Source organism: Buchananella sp. 103232, assembly GCF_058725725.1.
This window is the reverse complement of record NZ_JBZXJM010000025.1, coordinates 18,389-35,099: the sequence shown is the minus strand read 5'-3', so window position 1 is coordinate 35,099 and position 16,711 is coordinate 18,389. Positions and strand designations below refer to the sequence as shown.

At 68.7% G+C, this 16,711-nt stretch carries 15 protein-coding genes and 1 tRNA gene; 6 read left to right on the top strand and 10 right to left on the bottom strand.

All coding sequences use genetic code 11. The annotated features are described in order from the left end of the window. The first annotated feature begins 61 nt into the window (after positions 1-61). On the top strand, positions 62-1,804 hold the full coding sequence (lnt, locus tag AC4PWQ_RS04240) for an apolipoprotein N-acyltransferase (protein WP_492089843.1): 1,743 nt from the start codon (positions 62-64) through the stop codon (positions 1,802-1,804). A gap of 25 nt (positions 1,805-1,829) precedes the next feature. Beyond that, entirely contained in the window at positions 1,830-2,576 is a 747-nt protein-coding gene (locus AC4PWQ_RS04235; protein WP_371152198.1) for a polyprenol monophosphomannose synthase, read from the top strand. Positions 2,577-2,695: 119 nt separating this feature from the next. On the opposite strand, the gene AC4PWQ_RS04230 is transcribed toward AC4PWQ_RS04235, so the two are convergent. Beyond that, on the bottom strand, positions 2,696-3,040 hold the full coding sequence (locus AC4PWQ_RS04230; RefSeq protein WP_371152197.1) for an RNA polymerase-binding protein RbpA: 345 nt from the start codon (positions 3,038-3,040) through the stop codon (positions 2,696-2,698). 202 nt (positions 3,041-3,242) lie between these two features. Between AC4PWQ_RS04230 and AC4PWQ_RS04225 the strand changes: the two genes are divergently transcribed. The 3 genes from AC4PWQ_RS04225 to AC4PWQ_RS04215 all read left to right on the top strand — a co-directional run bounded on the left by AC4PWQ_RS04225 (position 3,243) and on the right by AC4PWQ_RS04215 (position 7,375). Continuing rightward, positions 3,243-3,830 carry a biotin transporter BioY gene (locus tag AC4PWQ_RS04225; RefSeq protein WP_371152196.1) on the top strand — a complete coding sequence of 196 codons (588 nt, stop codon included), beginning with the start codon at positions 3,243-3,245 and terminating at the stop codon, positions 3,828-3,830. Between the two features lie 135 nt (positions 3,831-3,965). Then, positions 3,966-4,751, top strand: a complete 786-nt coding sequence (locus tag AC4PWQ_RS04220) for an alpha/beta hydrolase (RefSeq protein WP_371152195.1) — start codon at positions 3,966-3,968, stop codon at positions 4,749-4,751. Positions 4,752-5,101: 350 nt separating this feature from the next. Next, positions 5,102-7,375, top strand: coding sequence for a cell wall-binding repeat-containing protein (locus tag AC4PWQ_RS04215; protein WP_492089842.1), 2,274 nt, complete (start codon positions 5,102-5,104; stop codon positions 7,373-7,375). Positions 7,376-7,523: 148 nt separating this feature from the next. Here AC4PWQ_RS04215 and AC4PWQ_RS04210 read toward each other — a convergent pair whose 3' ends face one another. From AC4PWQ_RS04210 to pepN, 7 genes are all read right to left on the bottom strand, one after another. Continuing rightward, complete coding sequence (locus tag AC4PWQ_RS04210) at positions 7,524-8,090, bottom strand: MerR family transcriptional regulator (RefSeq protein ID WP_371152193.1); 567 nt, start codon at positions 8,088-8,090, stop codon at positions 7,524-7,526. A gap of 134 nt (positions 8,091-8,224) precedes the next feature. After that, on the bottom strand, positions 8,225-8,983 hold the full coding sequence (gene ftsR, locus AC4PWQ_RS04205) for a transcriptional regulator FtsR (RefSeq protein ID WP_371152192.1): 759 nt from the start codon (positions 8,981-8,983) through the stop codon (positions 8,225-8,227). After that, positions 8,980-9,429: an FHA domain-containing protein gene (locus tag AC4PWQ_RS04200; protein ID WP_371152191.1), complete on the bottom strand. Its 450-nt coding sequence runs from the start codon at positions 9,427-9,429 to the stop codon at positions 8,980-8,982. The genes ftsR and AC4PWQ_RS04200 overlap by 4 nt, the downstream gene beginning before the upstream one ends. A gap of 229 nt (positions 9,430-9,658) precedes the next feature. Beyond that, positions 9,659-10,363 (bottom strand): DUF881 domain-containing protein, encoded by a 705-nt coding sequence (locus AC4PWQ_RS04195; RefSeq protein ID WP_371152190.1) that lies wholly within the window; start codon positions 10,361-10,363, stop codon positions 9,659-9,661. Between the two features lie 5 nt (positions 10,364-10,368). Next, entirely contained in the window at positions 10,369-10,701 is a 333-nt protein-coding gene (locus AC4PWQ_RS04190; protein ID WP_371152189.1) for a small basic family protein, read from the bottom strand. Beyond that, the gene (locus AC4PWQ_RS04185; RefSeq protein WP_492089841.1) at positions 10,702-11,496 is read right to left on the bottom strand and encodes a DUF881 domain-containing protein; all 795 of its coding nucleotides are present in this window, start codon (positions 11,494-11,496) and stop codon (positions 10,702-10,704) included. A gap of 176 nt (positions 11,497-11,672) precedes the next feature. Further along, positions 11,673-14,321 carry an aminopeptidase N gene (pepN, locus tag AC4PWQ_RS04180; protein ID WP_492089840.1) on the bottom strand — a complete coding sequence of 883 codons (2,649 nt, stop codon included), beginning with the start codon at positions 14,319-14,321 and terminating at the stop codon, positions 11,673-11,675. A gap of 265 nt (positions 14,322-14,586) precedes the next feature. Between pepN and AC4PWQ_RS04175 the strand changes: the two genes are divergently transcribed. Continuing rightward, positions 14,587-14,660, top strand: a tRNA-Pro gene (locus AC4PWQ_RS04175). Positions 14,661-15,343: 683 nt separating this feature from the next. Here AC4PWQ_RS04175 and AC4PWQ_RS04170 read toward each other — a convergent pair. After that, positions 15,344-15,940 (bottom strand): GNAT family N-acetyltransferase, encoded by a 597-nt coding sequence (locus AC4PWQ_RS04170; protein WP_371174141.1) that lies wholly within the window; start codon positions 15,938-15,940, stop codon positions 15,344-15,346. After that, on the bottom strand, positions 15,937-16,521 hold the full coding sequence (locus AC4PWQ_RS04165) for a dienelactone hydrolase family protein (protein WP_492089839.1): 585 nt from the start codon (positions 16,519-16,521) through the stop codon (positions 15,937-15,939). The genes AC4PWQ_RS04170 and AC4PWQ_RS04165 overlap by 4 nt, the downstream gene beginning before the upstream one ends. Between the last annotated feature and the right edge of the window lie 190 nt (positions 16,522-16,711).

The window sequence follows — 16,711 nt, the reverse complement described above, 5'->3', positions numbered from 1 at the left end:
TCCTTGCTTCGTTCAGTTGTGACCCGATATGGCGAAATCGCCTACCGTGACAACGAGTCTCTTGGGACCCATAGACGTTTTTCGTGCGCCGCTTCACCCGCAGACCAGCGCCGCGCGGGCCACGCTCTACGGCTTCCTGGCGGGACTGACCTACTTCCTGCCCACCCTCTACTTCATTCGCTTCTCGCTGGACGCGACGTGGGTGTGGGTGCTGCTTAGCGCCTTCGAGGCGCTGTTCGTGGCCGCCGCCACGGGCATCACCGCGCTGGCGGGCAACCGCCTCACCGGCCGGGGGCGCAGGCACCACGCCGCCTGGAGCGCCGCGCGTCGGGCAGGCGCGCTCATGCGCCGCCCGCCCACCCAGCAAGAAGCCCGCGAGGAGATCCTGGCCGGGCGCCCGCCCAGCCCCGGAGTGCTGCACTCGGCGCTGGCTGAGCGCCTGACCATCGCGGAGGTGCTCACGCTCTCGGCGTTCTGGGCGCTCGCCTTCGCCGGCACCGACGTGCTGCGCTCCTACTACCCGTGGGGCGGGTTGGCCTGGGCTAACCTGTCTTACACCCAGGTGGACGGGCCGCTGCTGGCGTACGTGCGCCTGCTCTCCTCCGCCGGGCTGGTGGCCTTCCTGGCCTTCTGGGGCCTGGCCCTGCTGCTGGTGCTGTGGTCCTACGGGAAGAACGCCCTGATCCTGGCCGGCACGGCCTTGGCCCTCTCGATCGCCCCGGCCTTCGTGCCCGGGCTGCGCATGGCCCCCCTCGGCGTGGAGGGCGCGGGGGAGACCGTGAAGGTGGCCGCCGTGCAGGGCAACGTGGACAACCCCGGCATGGACGCCTTCCTGGTGGCGGCGGAGGTAACCCGCAACCACGCCGAGGAAACCAAGAAGGCCGCGCAGGTGGCCGCCAGTCGCGGCTGGAAGCTAGACATGGTGCTGTGGCCGGAGAATGCCGCAGACCGCGACCCGCGCGACCACCCCGAGATCCACGCCCTGGTCAGCGACGCCCAGGCGGCCGTAGCCGCCCCCATCGCGGTGGGCGCCGTGCGCTACGAGCAAGAGGGCGCCGCGCCTACCGGGCGGCCCGGCGCGCATGGCGGAGGCGTGGCGGCCCCCAACTCGCGGGCCGATGCCAAGAACCAGGCGGGCGGAGCGTCGTCCAGGCTGGTGCGATACAACGACATCGTGCTGTTCGACGGCGCCAAATACGGGGCGCAGTACACCAAGCAGGTGCCCGTCCCGTTCGCCGAATTCCTGCCGATGCGCTCCTTCGTCACCCGCGTGAGCAGCCTGACCGACCTACTCAGCATCGACATGCTGCCCGGCACGGCCCCGGCGATCCTGCCCGTGCACGCCGCCCAGCTCGGACGCACGGTGAACGTGGGCGTGGGCATCTGCTTCGAGGTCGGAGTCGGCAGCGTCATGCGGCAGGCCGCGCGCGGCGAATTCCTCTACATCCCCACCAACAACGCCACCTTCGGCTACACCGCCGAAAGCGAACAGCAGCTGACCATGACCCGCCTGCGCGCCGCGGAGTTCAACCGGCCCGCCGTGCAGATCTCCACGGTCGGCGTCAGCGGCGTGGTGGGGCCCGACGGCACCCTGCTGGACAAGCGCGAACTGTTCACCGCCCGCAGCCTCCTGTTCGAATTCCCGGTGGGGGAGCAGCCCCTCACCATCGCGGCCCGCATAGGCGGCGTCGTGGAGAACGCGCTGGCCCTGGGCGCCGCGCTCCTGGCCGGGTGCGGACTGGTGGTCGCCGCGCGGAGTAGAATCACCTTGGCCTTGAGTGCCAAAGCGCAACGGCGCGCCTGATAGATAACTGATGAGGTGTTAAAGCATGAGCATCCTGGTGTGTATCCCCACCTACAACGAGATGGAGTCCCTACCTGGAGTGCTGGAGCGGATCCTGCGCGCCGCCCCCGAGGTCCACGTCCTGATCGCGGACGACGCCTCCCCGGACGGCACCGGCAAGTGGGCCGATGAGAAGGCGGCGCAGGACGAGCGCGTGCACGTGCTGCACCGCACCAAGAAGGAAGGCCTGGGCCCCGCCTACATCGCGGCCTTCCAGTGGGGCCTGGAGCGCGGGTACGACTTCCTGTGCGAGATGGACGCTGACGGCTCCCACCGCCCCGAGCAGCTGCCCGTGCTGCTGCACCGCGCCCAGGCGCCCGACCACCCCGACCTGGTGATCGGCTCGCGCTGGGTGCGCGGCGGCGGCACCGTGGGCTGGCCGCTGCGCCGCCGCCTGCTCTCGCGCGGTGGCTCCCTGTGGACCGAGATCTGGCTGGGCATGGGCGTGCGTGACGCCACCGCCGGCTTCCGCGTGTTCCGCGCCGACCTGCTGCGCCGCCTGGACCTGACCTCCATCGAGTCCGCCGGCTACTGCTTCCAGATCGACATGACCCGCCGCGTTGACGCGATCGGCGGCAAGATCGCCGAGGTGCCGATCAGCTTTGTCGAGCGCGAGCAGGGCGTTTCCAAGATGAGCGGCAACATCATCACCGAGGCGCTGGGCCGCACCGCCAAGTGGGGCTTCCAGAAGCGCTCGCGCCAGCTGCGCAATCTCTTCAAGCGCCGCAAGTGAATTAGCGCTTAGGCACAAAGGTGGCCCGCCCCGATTGCCTCGGGGCGGGCCATCTTTCACTTGCCGGGCGCCCGGCTAGTGCCGCCGGGCGGGCCTGGGTGCGCGCGGCGCCGGCGGGGTCAGAAGCGGCGCAGCTGACCGGTGCGCAGCAGCTCCAGGCGCTCCTCCAGGAGCTCGTCCAGCTCCTCGATGGAGCGACGCTCCAGCAGCATGTCCCAGTGGGTGCGCTGCGGCTTGACCGGCTTTTCCTCTTCCTGGTCGGCCTCGCCAACGCGCACGCCCTTGGCGCCGCACTTGCACTCCCAGGTGGCCGGGATCTCAGCGTCGTCGGCGAAGGGGATCGCGGTGACGTGGCCGTTGACGCAGATGTACTCAACGCGCACGCGCGGGGCGAACGCCACGCCCTCCTCGGACTCCAGGCTGTGAGCCCCGATCTTCATTCCACGCAAAGCGCGCTCGGCCATCAAGGTCCTTCCGTCGGGCGCACCACCAGGTGCGCATGCGAAGCATTAAGTATAGCGATTCTTGTGTGTGATCTGCAATGCATGCGCCGGGCGGCCGGGCGGTCGGCGTCGTCCACTTGGAGGGAACATACAAAATGTGGCCGGAAGTTCCATGGGCGGCGCAGGCATGTGTGGCGCGCAGGGGGATGGCATGCTGGGACGCATGGCAAACAAGACTGACACGCTGGTCCTAGCTGATTCGATGTGGGGCGCCAAGGCCGCCTCCCTGGCGCGCGACGCGGCGCTGGTGCTCTCCGGCACCCTGGTGGTGTTCCTGCTCAGCCAGGTGCGCATCCCGCTCGGCTTCACCCCGGTGCCCGTCTCTCTGGGCACGCTGGGCGTGCTGGCCGTCGGCGCGGCCCTGGGCATCAAGCGGGGCACCGCCGCCGTGGGGCTCTACGCCCTGCTCGGCATGGTCGGGGCGCCCGTCTTTGCCGGCTTCAAGTACGGCGTGACGCCCACCTTCGGCTACATCCTGGGCTACGTGCTGGCGGCCTACGCCGTGGGTTACGCCGCCGAGCGCGGCGTGGACCGTTCGGTGTGGAAGTTCGCGCTGGCCTGCGCGGGCGCCTCCGGCCTGGTCTACCTGCTGGGCGTGACCTGGATGGTCATTCACGTGGACATGCCGGTGATCGTGGCCATCCAGAAGGGCGTGGTCCCGTTCCTGGTGGGCGACGCGCTCAAGAGCGTGCTCGTGGCAGCGCTCGTGCCGGGCGCCTGGGCGCTGATCGGCGCCGGCAAGCGCCGCTGATTGCAGCGCCGGGCTGGGGCGGGCGGCACAACGGGGTGCCGCCCGCCCCTTCGTCTTTCGCGGCGGCGGGGGAGAGGGACGGACTGGTGGGCAATTGGGGCCGCGCGGCCGGGGCGGGTTCGTTAGGGTTGCCTTATGGCTATCGCGCGCTATGAATGGTATGCGCCCTCCCTGCAGATGGAGGTGCCGGTCACGGTCTTCGACCCGTCGGACAAGGAGGGCACGATTCTTGCCGCCGGCAGCGGGGGAGAGGGGCGGCAAAAGCCCAAGCGGTTGCTGTTCCTGCTGCACGGCATGAGCGGAAACTGCACCATCTGGACGCGCAATTCCCGCCTGACCCAGTACGTCAAGGGGCGCAACATCGTGGTGGTCATGCCCGAACTCGGGCGCTCGTATGGGGCCAACGAGGTGGGCGGCATGCGCTACTGGGACTACCTACGTTATGACATGCCGAAGTTCGTCTCCGAGCTGCTGCGCCTGGACGTGCCGGCCGAGCACTGCGGCGTGGCCGGCCTGTCCATGGGCGGGTATGCCGCGATGCACTGGGCGCTGGCCGCACCCGAGCGGTTCTCGGTGTGTGGCGCCTTCAGCGGCACCCTCAACGTGGCCGCCCGCTGGCAGGAGCTGGAGCGCGGCGAGCACCGGCGTGTCTTTGGGCCCGATGCGCCGCTGGAAGGAACCGAAGTCGACCTGCTGACCCAGGTGGGTCTGGTGGACCGCGCCAGCCTGCCGGCCCTGTACGTCAGCTGTGGCGAGCAGGATCCGCTGTTCCAGCACAACCTGGACTTCGTGGCGGCGGCGAAGGCGGCGCACGGCGAGTCCGCCATTCATACGTTCTACGGTCCGGGCGCGCACGACTGGGACTTCTGGGACGCCCAGCTGCTGGCGTTCCTGAACTGGTGGGACGAGCTGCGCGGCTAGAGCGGGCAGCGACTAGTCAAGGCTGACTGCGCACGTCCCGGCCTGGCCGCGCACGGCGCGCACCGCAGGATGGGACACGGCCCGCTGGCGGCGCTGCTGTGCTTGGCCAGGCCGGGCGGATACCCCTCTCCGAAGTCACGCAAAGCGCCGATAATGTACATTATGTCAGATCGGGCGGGAGGGGGCTCCCCCCGATTCGGCACCCCGTCTGCGACACGGGCGCTTTTCTTCAAACACGGGCGTGCGCGCATAAGCTAAGGCCGGGATTGAGCAAGGTCTGTCAATCCCGGCGCGGTCAGGCGGTACCTGCGAGCTGTGTGGTCGCGCATGGTTCCCGCCTAGGAGTTTGAATGCGTCGCCTTCGTGCATCGCTGCTCGCCGCCTGCGTTACGGCCACCCTGGTGGCGCCCGTCGCGGCGGCCGACGTGTCGATTTCGCCTTCCCCGCGCCCCACCGCAGACAGCGGCGATGCGGCCGCACCGATCACCGGCCTGTCCCTGCCGATCGTGCTGGACGACGCTGCCGCACCGCCGCTCGGCGTGCCCGAGGCCGCCCCCGGTGGCGCCGGTGGCGCCGGTGAGCCGACCTGGGCGCCGTTCGACCAGGGCCCGGCCGGCCCAAACCGAGACGAAGGTGGTGCGAAGTTAGCCAACACCGGCGGGGAGCCCACCGAGGAGGCGGCACAGCCTGAGCCGGGCGCGCAGGTAGGTGGCTCCGGCCGTGACGCGGACGGGGCCGTCACTGGCGCCGTCGGCAACGAGCAGGCCGCCTTCCCGCTCAGCGGCGGCCACCCCTGCCTGAAGCCCATCCGGTCCTCCTGCACCCTGTCCAACTCCCGCTACCTGGACCTGGGTCTAGAGCTGGGCGCGGGCATGCAGGTGCGCGTGCCGGTGCGCCTGCGTCAGGGCGAGGTGCGGCGCACCGCCATGAACGACTTCAGGGCGATGCGCCGCCGCATGTGGAATGCCAATCCCCCTTTCGACGGCAAGCCACTGCGCACCGCCCTGGCCCAGGCCGGCATCCGCTCCGCCAACGAGTACGCCGAACGCGTGGTGTGGGATCACGACGCCGAGCGGGTGGCGATCCAGCGGGCCGCAGAGCAGATTCTGACCGGCATCGCACACGAGCGCCCCGGCACCGGGGAGGCGTTCGGGCTCACGCTCAAGACCGGCCAGTACGTCAGCTCCGAGAACCTGGCCTGCCGTCCCCACCGCATGAGCCCCTCATACGGTTTGAAGATGTGGGAGGAAGAGCTGCCCCAGCTCATCAAGCACAAGGGCGCGTTCAACGGGGAAACCGGGCACCTCTACCTGCTGCTGGACCCCAAGCTGCGCTTCCACGCCTTCGCCCAGTCAGAGGACACCCACTACGTGAACGTCTCCATCTCGGAGCAGGCCAGCAGCCCTGCTCTGGCGGTGGGCGACGGCTGCTACGCGGTGGACGTGCCGATCCCGGACTCCGGCGCAGTAACGCTGACGGATCCGGGCGTGCTCGCGCGCAACGACCGCGCGCAGCTAAGTGCCACCACGGTGTACAAGTCGATGACCTTCGCGGTCACGGGCACCTACTCCTCCTCCGCCCCCGACGTCCTCAGCGTGGACGCCAACACCGGCGTGCTGAGCCCGCGCACGCCGGGCACCGCCACGATCACCTTCACCCCCACCGGTTCGCGGCGCAGCTTCACCCGGCAGGTGCGGGTGGACGCGCAGATGATCACCCGCCTGTCCGGGGCCGACCGCGTGGCCACCGCCGTGAGCATCACCCAGGCGCAGGAGCCCTCCCCTACCGCCCTGCTCGCCACGGGCCGCAGCTACGCCGACGCCCTGAGCGCCGGCGGCCTGTCCCGGCTCCTGGACGCGCCGATCTACCTGACCAACACCAAGGGCGCGCTGGAGCCACAGGTGCTCAACACGCTCAAGCGGCGCGGCGTGACCAAGGTGGTGATCCTGGGCGGGCACGGCGCCGTCCCGGCGGCCGTGGAGGCCAGCCTGAGCGGAGCCGGACTGGAGTCTGAGCGCATCGCGGGCCAGAACCGGGCGGAGACCTCGGTGCTGATCGCGCAGCGTGCCCTGGCGGCGGACGCGGGCAGGGTGCGCCGCGTCCTGGTCACCGACGGCGCCAACTTCCCCGACGGCCTGGCCGCCGGCGCGATCTCTGAGAACGCAGAGTCCATCACGGTCGTCACCAATGGCGCCTCCCTCCCGGCGGGCACGGAGCAGTTCCTGCGCCAGCACGCCCAGGAGCTGGAGATCGTCTCCGTGGGCGGCGCCGGCAACCGGGCCCTGGACGGCGCCGGAATCGTCCCGACCAGGCGGGTGGTGGGAGCCTCCCGGGTCGACACCGCCGCGCAGCTGGCCCGCGCCTACCCCTCGGGGCCGGCCACGCTCGCCCAGCCCAGCCGCGTGGTGATCGCCAACGGCAACAACTTCCCCGACGCCCTGGCCGCCTCCGCGCTCACCGCCCGCCAGGGCGGGGTGCTGCTCCTGACCGCCTCGACCAAGCTGGAGCCCCTCACGGAGAGGCACCTGAAGTCCCTGCCGCGCCCGGTGTCCGCCTTCCTGGTGGGCGGCGAGAAGCTGGTGTCCAAGCGGGTGGAACAATCCGTCAGGCTCGCCACGCGCTGACCGAACCGCAAAACAAAGCCCGGGGGCGGGAAGGATGAAAATCCTTCCCGCCCCCGGCAGTGTTATCGCTCAGCCCCTCGCCCCTGGACGCGCGCGGCGGCGCGTTCGCGAGCGGCGGGTTGCGGCGAGGCGGCCAGTAAGGCCAGTTTTACGAGGCCTGGCGGCTGCGGCGCGCGCGCCGACGCTCGGCGAGCTCGTCCACCACGGTCGGCTGGGAGTCGTCGTCGCGGTCGGTGGGCAGCTGGGCCAGCGTGCCCTCCACCTCGTGCCAAACGCGCCCCACGGCGATGCCGAACACGCCCTGCCCGCCCTTGACCAGGTCGATCACTTCCTCATCGGAGGTGCACTCGTAGACGGAGGCGCCATCGGACATGAGCGTGATCCCGGCCAGGTCGTCGATGCCGCGCTTGGCCAGGTGCTCGATCGCCTTGCGGATCTGCTGCAGCGAGACCCCGGAGTCCAGCAGGCGCTTGACCACCTTGAGCACCAGGATGTCGCGGAAGGAGTACAGGCGCTGGGAGCCGGAGCCCTTGGCGGTGCGCACGGAGGGCTCCACCAGCCCGGTGCGGGCCCAGTAGTCCAGCTGCCGGTAGGTCACGCCGGCCGCGTGGCTGGCCACGGGGCCGCGATAGCCGGTCTGCTGGTCAAGGCTGGCGGTGGGGTCACCAAACAGCATGGGCTGCTGCCGCAGAGAGTCACCGTGTTGCGTGCTCATCTGTTGGCTCCATTCGAGTGCGGAGGGAATTGCGTTACGCGAACGCCATGAGCCCAAAACTAGAAGCACTCCCCCGCCTCGTCAACGAACGACGCGGCGAGTCTAACCTTCAACTTAAAGTTGAGACTTAACCGTTACCTTGCGATCTCGTTGCGCAGCAGGGCGGTGAACAGCTTGGCGTAGCACTCCCCCAGCTCTGCGGCCCGCGCGTTGGCGCGCTCCTGGGCGACCCCGGAGTTCTGGGCGCGCCTGGAGCTGACCGCTGCCTCGATCACGCCGGCTGCGTTCTCCGCTGCGCGGCGCACCGGCATCAGGTTGCGCACGCTAATGCCGTGCTGCCCCAGCTCCTCCAGCGCGGAGACCACGTCCACGTTGCGGCCGGTGAGCTGCCCCTTGGAGTTCGTCTCCAGCAGGCCCGCCTGCAGGTACTCCTCGATCCGCTCGATGCTCACGCCCGTGAGGTCCTCCAGGGTCTGCATCGAGATCTGCTCGTTCGGGCCAGGGCGCACCAGCTGGCCGTCGGAGGCCACCACGCGGGCCACCCGGCCGGGCTCGGTCTGCAGGCCGGCATCCAGGGCGCGCAGGTGCACCTCGCGGATCTGGTCCAGGGGCACAAAGAAGTCGCGCTGCACCTGCAGCACGTAGCGCACGCGGGCGATGTCAGTCTCGGAGTACTTGCGGTAGCCGGCGCCGGTGCGGTGCGGGGAGACCAGCCCCTGCTCCTCCAGGTAACGCAGCTTGGAGACCTTCAGGGCGGGGAACTCGGTGCGCAGGCGATCGGCCGTGTCTCCGATGGTGAACTCCGGGGCGCGCGAGAGGTCGAAGGGCCAGTATCCGCGCTTTTCCTCCTGCCGCGCCGGCGTGGACGCGGCAGCTCCAACAGCAGGGCTCATGCCTGGGCACCCCGGTTCGGGCTGGCTACGAAGGTGAAGCGGTACTTGCCGATCTGGACCTCATCGCCGCTGCGCAGCGGGCAGGAGTCGATGATCTCGCGGTTGACGTAGGTGCCGTTCAGGCTGCCCATGTCCCGCACCTCGAAGCCGGTCTCGGTGGCGTGAAACTCCGCGTGACGGCGAGAGACGGTGGTGTCGTCCAAGAAGATGTCCGCAGTGGGCCGGCGTCCGGCGGTGGTCAGCTTCGCGTCGAGCAGGAAGCGGGCGCCCACGTTCGGGCCACGCTGAACGATGAGCAGGGCGGCGTGGGGAGGCAGGGCGGCCACGGCGGCGCGGTCGTCGGCACCCAGCGGTTGAGGGGTGACCAACTCGTCGCCGGGCGCGTTGAGGGTAATCGCGCTGAACTGAGCGGTGCTGGTGGGGTCAATTCCCTGCTCGAAGCTCATTGCCCTGTCCTTTCCTCGTGCAAAGGCGAGTTTAGCCGCAAGCCTGCGCGCGGTCCACGCGTTTCAGGGCAAGGTGCAAGGATCCTGTACACCTGCTCAGCCCGTGCAGGACCGGGCGTTAGAGCCGGGCGGCCGCCAGATAGCAGGCGCGCGCGGGCACGTCGTCCCTCGCCACGAACCCCGGCGCGTCCCCCTCACGCCGTGCGGGCGGCAGCCGCCAGCAAGGCGCTCAGGAGGCCGGCACCACGCGCGCGTACTGCGGCTCCTCGATCTGGCGCACCGCCTCCACGTTGACCGAATCGTGCTCCTCGACGCGGATGGAGGCGCCGGCCGCCTTAATCTGGGCCTGCGCGCCGCCCGGGATCGCCAGCGCCACCGCCAGCGTCTGCGGCTCGCCGATCGCGGTGATGACGAGGGGGGAGACAACGGGAACGTCGTCGATCACCAGGGTGTCACCGGTGCGCTTAACCCAACTGGTGGCCGTGATGCGCACGTTGTTCACGGAGATCGCCTCGGCGCCGGCGTTGCGCAGCTCCTCCAGCAGGTTGACCACCGTGGCGGCGGTGAGCTTGGCGTCCGGGTCGGTCACCCAGGCGATGATGCCGCTGCCGCGCGCGGGCAGGGTGCCGGCCAGGATGCCGTCCACCTGCGCCTGCTGCTCGGCGGCCGCGCGGGCCGCCGCCTCGGAGTCCGCGCCTCGCTGCAACTCCGCCAGCTGGGCGCGCAGGTCCAGCTCCTCGGCCTCCAACTGCTCGTTGCGGCGGGTGAGTTCGTCCAGGTAGCGAACCAGGTCGTCCTGACGCATGCTCGCCAACGGGTTTTCCACCTGCTGGCGCCACTGGGTCACCACGCCAAAGCCCAGCAGGGTGGCGGCCAGGAAAACCGCGATGGAGCCGCGCGTGACGCGCTTGGGACGGGGACGCTCGGAATCCATCGGCCTCACGCCTTGAAGATGTGGCGGCGGATCGCGGCCGCGTTGGCGAAGATGCGGATGCCGAGCACCACCACCACGGCGGTGGTCATCTGCGGGCCCACGCCCAGGCGGTCGCCCAGGAACACGATGAACGCGGCCACCAGCACGTTGAAGATGAACGAGGTGACGAATAGGCGGTCGCTGAACACGCCGTCGAAGAACGCGCGCAGGCCACCGAAGGCGGCATCCAGGGCCGCCACCACGGCGATTGGAAGATAGGGCGTAAGCGCGGGCGGAATATCTGGGGTAATGAACACGCCTAGCGCGATTCCCAGAGCCAGTCCAATGAGAGCGAGCACTTAGCTGTCCTTTCCGGTGCGAGTGTCGTCCAAGTTGGGGATAGGCGCTGCCGGCAGTCGCAGTTCCGGTTCAGGAACCACGTCCACCTGGATGCCGCGCCCGCGCAGATCCAGCAGCAGTTTGCCGCTCTCCCCCTCTACTAGCGCACCCTGGAGGGCGGTGGTGTCTCCGATTGCCTCCACCCGGTAAGGCGGGAGCAGCGGCTGCAGGTTCACCAAGATGGCCCCTCCAGCAGCGCGGATGGCTGCGGTGGTCCCCAGGCGGTGGCCGTTGATGGAGATCGCCTCCCCGCCCGCCGCGAACAGGTAGTTGACCAGTAGGGAGAGTTCGCGGTCGCGCATCTTGGCCTCGACCTGGCTGGTGGCGGTGAAGGTGACGGAGATGCCCGGGCCCTCCACCTGCGACGTCGCCGCAGCGATCTGCAGCGCCGGCGGCGGGGCCTCGTAGCCGGCGGCGGTCAGCACGCGTTCGCGCTCGCTCTCCAGCTCCTGGGCGGCCAGGTCGCGGCCCCTGACAAGGTTCTCCTGGTGATCCTGGGCGGACTCAATCTCCATGAGCAGGTGGCCGTTGGTGGCCTGGCGGGCGTCGATCACCGGCATGAGGCCCTTGGCGGCCCAGATGGAAACGGCCGTGGCCAGGGCGCAGCCAATCACGATCAGGACGCGAACCGGCAGAGAGGCCGGCTTTTCGTAGACGCGCCGGGCCGCCAACGCGCCGTGCTCGGCCTCCGACGCGATCGGATTGTCCATGATCTCGCGCAGAACGGACAGTTCGCGTCCGCGCAAGTGCACCATGGGCCCTCCTTTCGTGGACGACGCTACCTCCCGCGCCTTTGCTTTGCTGCCGCGCCGCGCTGAGGCGCGGTGATATCTGAGCGTGCGTCCCACGGGGTGGGACGCACGAGCGGTGGGGTGGGCCCAAAATCGTGGGCCCACCCCACCGCCTACATCGGGTTGGGAAAGCCCGGGCCTTACCGGGCCGCCTGGCGTGCGCGCTCGTTGCGGGCCACCTCATCGAGGCGCTCGATCAGCAGGCGGCGCAGTCCGGCCGCCGGGTCCTTCGCCAGGGCCTCGTTTGTGGCGCGCTCGTTGTCTGCGTACTCCTCCCAGCGCGGGTAGAGCCCGTTGATGAGCCAGCGGGAGATGGCGATGGAGTGGTCCTGCCACACCGTGTCCAGCAGCTCGTAGTAGCGCGCCGTGAACGGGGCCAGCAGCCCCTTGTCTGCGGTGCGCATCAGGCCCATGACGGCCGCGGCCACGTGGTCGTTGGAGGCCTCTGCCCCGGTGGCCAGCGCCCACGCGGCGTCCTTGGCGGCCGCCGAGGGGCGGGCGGCCTCGATCTCCACCTGCGCGGTAACGCCGTCGCCCGACGGATCGACCAGGGCGTGCGCCTTTACCGCCTCCGCAGTGTCCTCACCCAGGCTGGTCAGGTTGATCAGCGCCTGCCACACCAGCTCCGGGCTGGCCGCCAGGCCCTCCACCTGGCCGCGCGCGACCTGCCACAGCCGCTCCACGTACTCCTCACGCACAGGGTTCTCGCCCGGTGCGTGGATCGCCGCCAGGGACTTGGCCACCAGTTCCTGCGAGTCGCTGCCCGGCACGGTCGCCGCCAGGGCGTCCAGGTGGCCGCGCACCAGTTCGCCGCGCGCGTTGTCCAGCTGCTCGGCCGGCACAAAACGCTCCACGGCCGCGCGCGCCTCGCGCAGCAGCGTGGAGAGCAGGGCGGCGTCGGCCTCCCCCGGGGCGTGGCGCAGCACCGCCTTCACGAAGTCGCGGGCCGGCAGCAGGGCGTCGCGCAGGCTCGCCAGCAGCGCCGACCACACCACCGCGCGGTCCAGCGAATCGGCCAGCGTCCCAACGTACTCCATGGCCACCTGCGCCTGCTCGGCGCCCAGGTGCACCAGCCCGTAGGTCAGGTCACCGGAGTTGACCAGCACCAGGTCCGCGCGCGGCACCGCGCCAGCAGGCAGCTCGAAACGCGTGGCGGCCGCCTCGATGACGGCGTCGTGCTGGTACAGGGAAACCAGGGCAGCGTCGTCCACCGCAAAGAACTCCACCCGCAGGCGGTGCGGCCGCAAAACCGGGGCGCCGCCCGGCCCGTCCGTGCCACTCTGGTGCACCGTAAAGGCGGCCACGCCGGCAGCGTCAGACTCCAACTCCACCCACAGCGCCGAGGGCGAGGACGTTGCCAGCCACGCCTGCGCCCACGCGCTCATGTCACGCCCAGAGGCCGCACTCAGCGCATCCAGGAAGTCCTTCAACGTGGCCGTACCGAATGCGCGCTCCGCAAAGAACGCGCGCGCCGCCGCGAAGAACGCCTCCTCCCCCACGTAGGCCACCAGCTGGCGCAGCACCGAGGCACCCTTGGCGTAAGTGATCCCGTCGAAGTTCTGGCTGGCGGCCTCCACATCCGGGATGTCAGCCAGGATCGGGTGCGTGGTCGGGTACGAATCCTGCACGTACGCCCACGCCTTGCGGCCAAAGCAGAACGACGTCCACTCATCCGTGAACTCCGTTGCCGTGGCGGTGGCGTAAGAACCCATGAAGTCAGCAAACGACTCCTTCAACCACAGATCGTCCCACCACTGCGGCGTCACCAGGTCGCCAAACCACATGTGCGTCATCTCGTGCATCACCACGTTGGCAAGCTGCTGCGACAGGTTGCGCGTCGCCTTGGTCTTGGCCAGGAACGACTCGGTGAAAGTCACGCAGCCCGGGTTCTCCATCGCGCCCAGGTTGTACTCCGGCACAAAAATCTGGTCGTACTTACCCCACGGGTAGGGGAAGGCAAAACGCTCATGCAGCAGGGAAAGGCCCTGGCGGGTCACCGTCTCCATCAGCTCGCCGTCCACGTACGGGGCCATCGAGGCGCGCGCATACACGCCCAGGTCGATGTCCTTCTCGCCCCGCTCCGCGTTGCCCTCCCACCGCGACGTCACCACACGCTGGTACGGGCCGGCGCACAACACCGTCAGGTAAGTCGAGACGCGCGGGGTGGGATGGAACGTGGTGCGCACATTGCCCGCCAGCGCGCCCACCGTGGCCGGCGCCGGGGCGTGAGCACCCTCCTCACCGGTCGGGATAACAGCGGACGGTGCCTCACCGCCGGTCAGAGGGACGACGTCGGCCACCGGCTGGTTCGAAAGCACCGTCCACTCCGTGGGAGCGTCCACGCTCAAACGGAAGACCGCCTTCAGGTCAGGCTGGTCGAAGTTGGCGTACAGGCGGCGCGAGTCCGTCGGCTCGAACTGCGTGTAGAGGTAGACGGCGCTGTCGGCCGGGTCCACGTAGCGGTGCAGGCCCTCCCCCGTGCGCGAAAAGACCATCGTGGAGGTCACCGTGACGTCGTTCTCCCCCGCCGCCGCCGTGAAAAACACGCGCGAGCCGTCAAATTCGATGGCGGACTCGGCGCCGTTCACCACCACGCGCTCCACGCTCTGCCCCACGCAGTCCAGGAAGGTGCGGGTGGCTTCCGGGGCGTCAAAGCGCACCCGCGAGGTGGTGGTGAAAGTGGTGGCGTTCTGGGTGGCGGCCCCCGTCAGGTCCACGTGCACGTCATAGGAGTGCACCGTGAAGGCGCTACGGGCGGCGGCATCAAGGCGAGAAAGGTTGTAAGTCACCCGGGCAGTTTATCGACGCTGCTCGGGGCGGGCACGACGGGCGATGTGGGCGCGGGATGGTGGGAGGTGGGCGGGTGGCGAGGTGGTTGGAGTGCGGGGCGGTGAGCTTGGGTGTGCGGGGCGTGGGGCGTGCGGCAGAGGGCCGGTGGTTGGAGTGCGGGGCGTGCGGTGAACCACACAGACGTGGTTTTGGTGGAAAGGGCCTGAGTGGGTTAAGCTTCACCGGTCGCTAACGGCGGGCCGGACACCGGCGCGAAGGAAGCAACGGGCTGTGGCGCAGCTTGGTAGCGCACTTGACTGGGGGTCAAGGGGTCGCAGGTTCAAATCCTGTCAGCCCGACGAAACACCCGGAATTGCAACGAAGAGCAGTTCCGGGTTTTGTCGTATCTGGGGCCTGGGGCGCCGGGCTGGGGACGTGTGTTGGCGCAGGCCGTACATGCGTACGGTCGGGGTACATGTGACTGCTTGGTGCCGCGCCCCGGTGCGGTCGTATTGACCCGGGGCGTACATGCGTGCGGTCGGGGTACATGTGACCGACTGGTGTTGTGCCCCCGGTGCGGTCGTATCGACCCGGGGCGTACATGCGTACGGTCGGGGTTCATGTGACTGCTTGGTGCCGTTCCCTGGTTCGGTCGTATTGACCCGGGGCGTTCATGCGTACGGTTGGGGTTCATGTGACCGCTTGGTGCCGTGCCCCGGTTCGGTCGTATCGACCCGGGGCGTACATGCGTACGGTCGGGGTAAATGTGACCGGTTGGTGCCGCGCCCCCGAGCGGTCGTATCGACCCGGGGCGTACATGCGTACGGTCGGGGTACATGTGACTGCTTGGTGCCGTGGTACCGGCCGGTCGCATGTACCCCGTTGCAACATTTGCGATCTCTGGGTGGTCCGGAGCATCAAGCGATCATCCTGGAGGCGGGCTGATCCTGGCGTCTGGAAGCAATTGAGGGGGCCGTCGACGATGAGGCGATGGCACGGGTGAGTGCAGCATCGGGACGTTGATATGGAGCCAGCTGGTGGATCAGGTCCTGGGAGGAACGAGCATTGTCAATATCCATGCATGTTTGCCGACCTGGCGAATGCGCTTGAAGCCAAGGTCCTCCAGTAGCTCGACCGTCGCGGTGAACAGGAACCTGCTCTGCGCGTTCCGGCCGGCCGTCGTGTCACTGATTGCCTCGACCACGCCTCCGCCTGCTTGAGCGATGAGTTCGACCGCGCCAAGAATCGCTGCCGTGGCCAAGCCTTGGCCGCGGTGCTTCGGATCGACGTAGACGCAAGCGAGCCGCCAATCAGGCAAAGGCGGTGGTTGCTTGTCATAAGCACGGCGATGCTTTATGCCCGCCAGCTCATCCGGCGGCCCGTACTGCGCCCAGGCCTGACAACTTCCCTCGGCGTCCAATACCAGGGCTGCGTGTGCCTCGCCGTTGAGGACGCGGTGGTGTTTCGCCTGTCGCTGGGCGGCACGCGGGATGCGGCCACACTCGGGGTGGTATCCGATGCACCAACAACCACCGAACACGCCGTTGTTACGTTCGATAAGTTCGGCGAATACGTCCCATGTCCTCGGCCCGAGAGCGACGGTGATGTAGCCCGAAGAGATGTCGGTACGTGGGGTCATTTGTGCCCAATCGCATGCAGAGTGGAAATTAAGTCTCGTATCGCCTTTCGGCTTGCACGCTCGTCATAGTCCGGGAGTGACGGCTCCAGGAACAAGTGCCCCTCGCCGGGGTACAGGTGAATGTGAAGGTTTGCGTGTTTTCGCTGCCAAGCCTGCGCAATGGCTAGGTCTCCGTCGTCCACGAAGAAGGGATCGTGGTCCATGCCGAAGACCTCCACAGGGCACTGTGTGGGCCAGGACCCCGCCAGCTGAGTGGGGTCGAAGAACGAATGGAAAAGGACTGCCCCTACCGCACCAGGGCGAGTCTGGAGCAGGTGCTGGGCTGGGAAGACGCCCAGCGACAGCCCACCGTACACGACATCGGCTGGCAGGCCGTCACAAGCCAGTTCTGCACGATGAAGCAGTTCGTCATCGCCCAATTCATTGCTAAAGGCCAAGCCAGTGGAGAGCTCATCGAAGGTTTTGCCGTCGAACAGGTCCGGAGTCAGCACATTCAGACCTTCGTGACGGAGAGAGTCGGCGACGGAGACCACGCCAGGGGTCAAGCCCAGGACGTGGTGAAAGAGGACAAGTGTCGTCATGGGGATCAAGGTACAAGCTATGGCGGACACGACGCGAACTCATCCTGAAAGGAGTGCTCGGTGCGTATGAAGCAATCGTGACCGGCCCGTTCAACTGTTCACCCCGGAAGAACCAACAGTGCTGAGGTAGGGCGCCGGCCGTGCCGTTTGTCTCTGGAGGTGGTCCGGGCGGTTCCGCCGGGTGGAACGG

Excerpts from the sequence above, each read along its gene's own strand:
- AC4PWQ_RS04235 (WP_371152198.1), top strand. The coding sequence starts at position 1,830 with ATGAGCATCCTGGTGTGTATCCCCACCTACAACGAGATGGAGTCCCTA.
- AC4PWQ_RS04230 (WP_371152197.1), bottom strand. The coding sequence starts at position 3,040 with ATGGCCGAGCGCGCTTTGCGTGGAATGAAGATCGGGGCTCACAGCCTG.
- AC4PWQ_RS04225 (WP_371152196.1), top strand. The coding sequence starts at position 3,243 with ATGGCAAACAAGACTGACACGCTGGTCCTAGCTGATTCGATGTGGGGC.
- AC4PWQ_RS04220 (WP_371152195.1), top strand. The coding sequence starts at position 3,966 with ATGGCTATCGCGCGCTATGAATGGTATGCGCCCTCCCTGCAGATGGAG.
- AC4PWQ_RS04215 (WP_492089842.1), top strand. The coding sequence starts at position 5,102 with ATGCGTCGCCTTCGTGCATCGCTGCTCGCCGCCTGCGTTACGGCCACC.
- AC4PWQ_RS04210 (WP_371152193.1), bottom strand. The coding sequence starts at position 8,090 with ATGAGCACGCAACACGGTGACTCTCTGCGGCAGCAGCCCATGCTGTTT.
- ftsR (WP_371152192.1), bottom strand. The coding sequence starts at position 8,983 with ATGAGCCCTGCTGTTGGAGCTGCCGCGTCCACGCCGGCGCGGCAGGAG.
- AC4PWQ_RS04200 (WP_371152191.1), bottom strand. The coding sequence starts at position 9,429 with ATGAGCTTCGAGCAGGGAATTGACCCCACCAGCACCGCTCAGTTCAGC.
- AC4PWQ_RS04195 (WP_371152190.1), bottom strand. The coding sequence starts at position 10,363 with ATGGATTCCGAGCGTCCCCGTCCCAAGCGCGTCACGCGCGGCTCCATC.
- AC4PWQ_RS04185 (WP_492089841.1), bottom strand. The coding sequence starts at position 11,496 with ATGGTGCACTTGCGCGGACGCGAACTGTCCGTTCTGCGCGAGATCATG.
- AC4PWQ_RS04170 (WP_371174141.1), bottom strand. The coding sequence starts at position 15,940 with ATGACCCCACGTACCGACATCTCTTCGGGCTACATCACCGTCGCTCTC.
- AC4PWQ_RS04165 (WP_492089839.1), bottom strand. The coding sequence starts at position 16,521 with ATGACGACACTTGTCCTCTTTCACCACGTCCTGGGCTTGACCCCTGGC.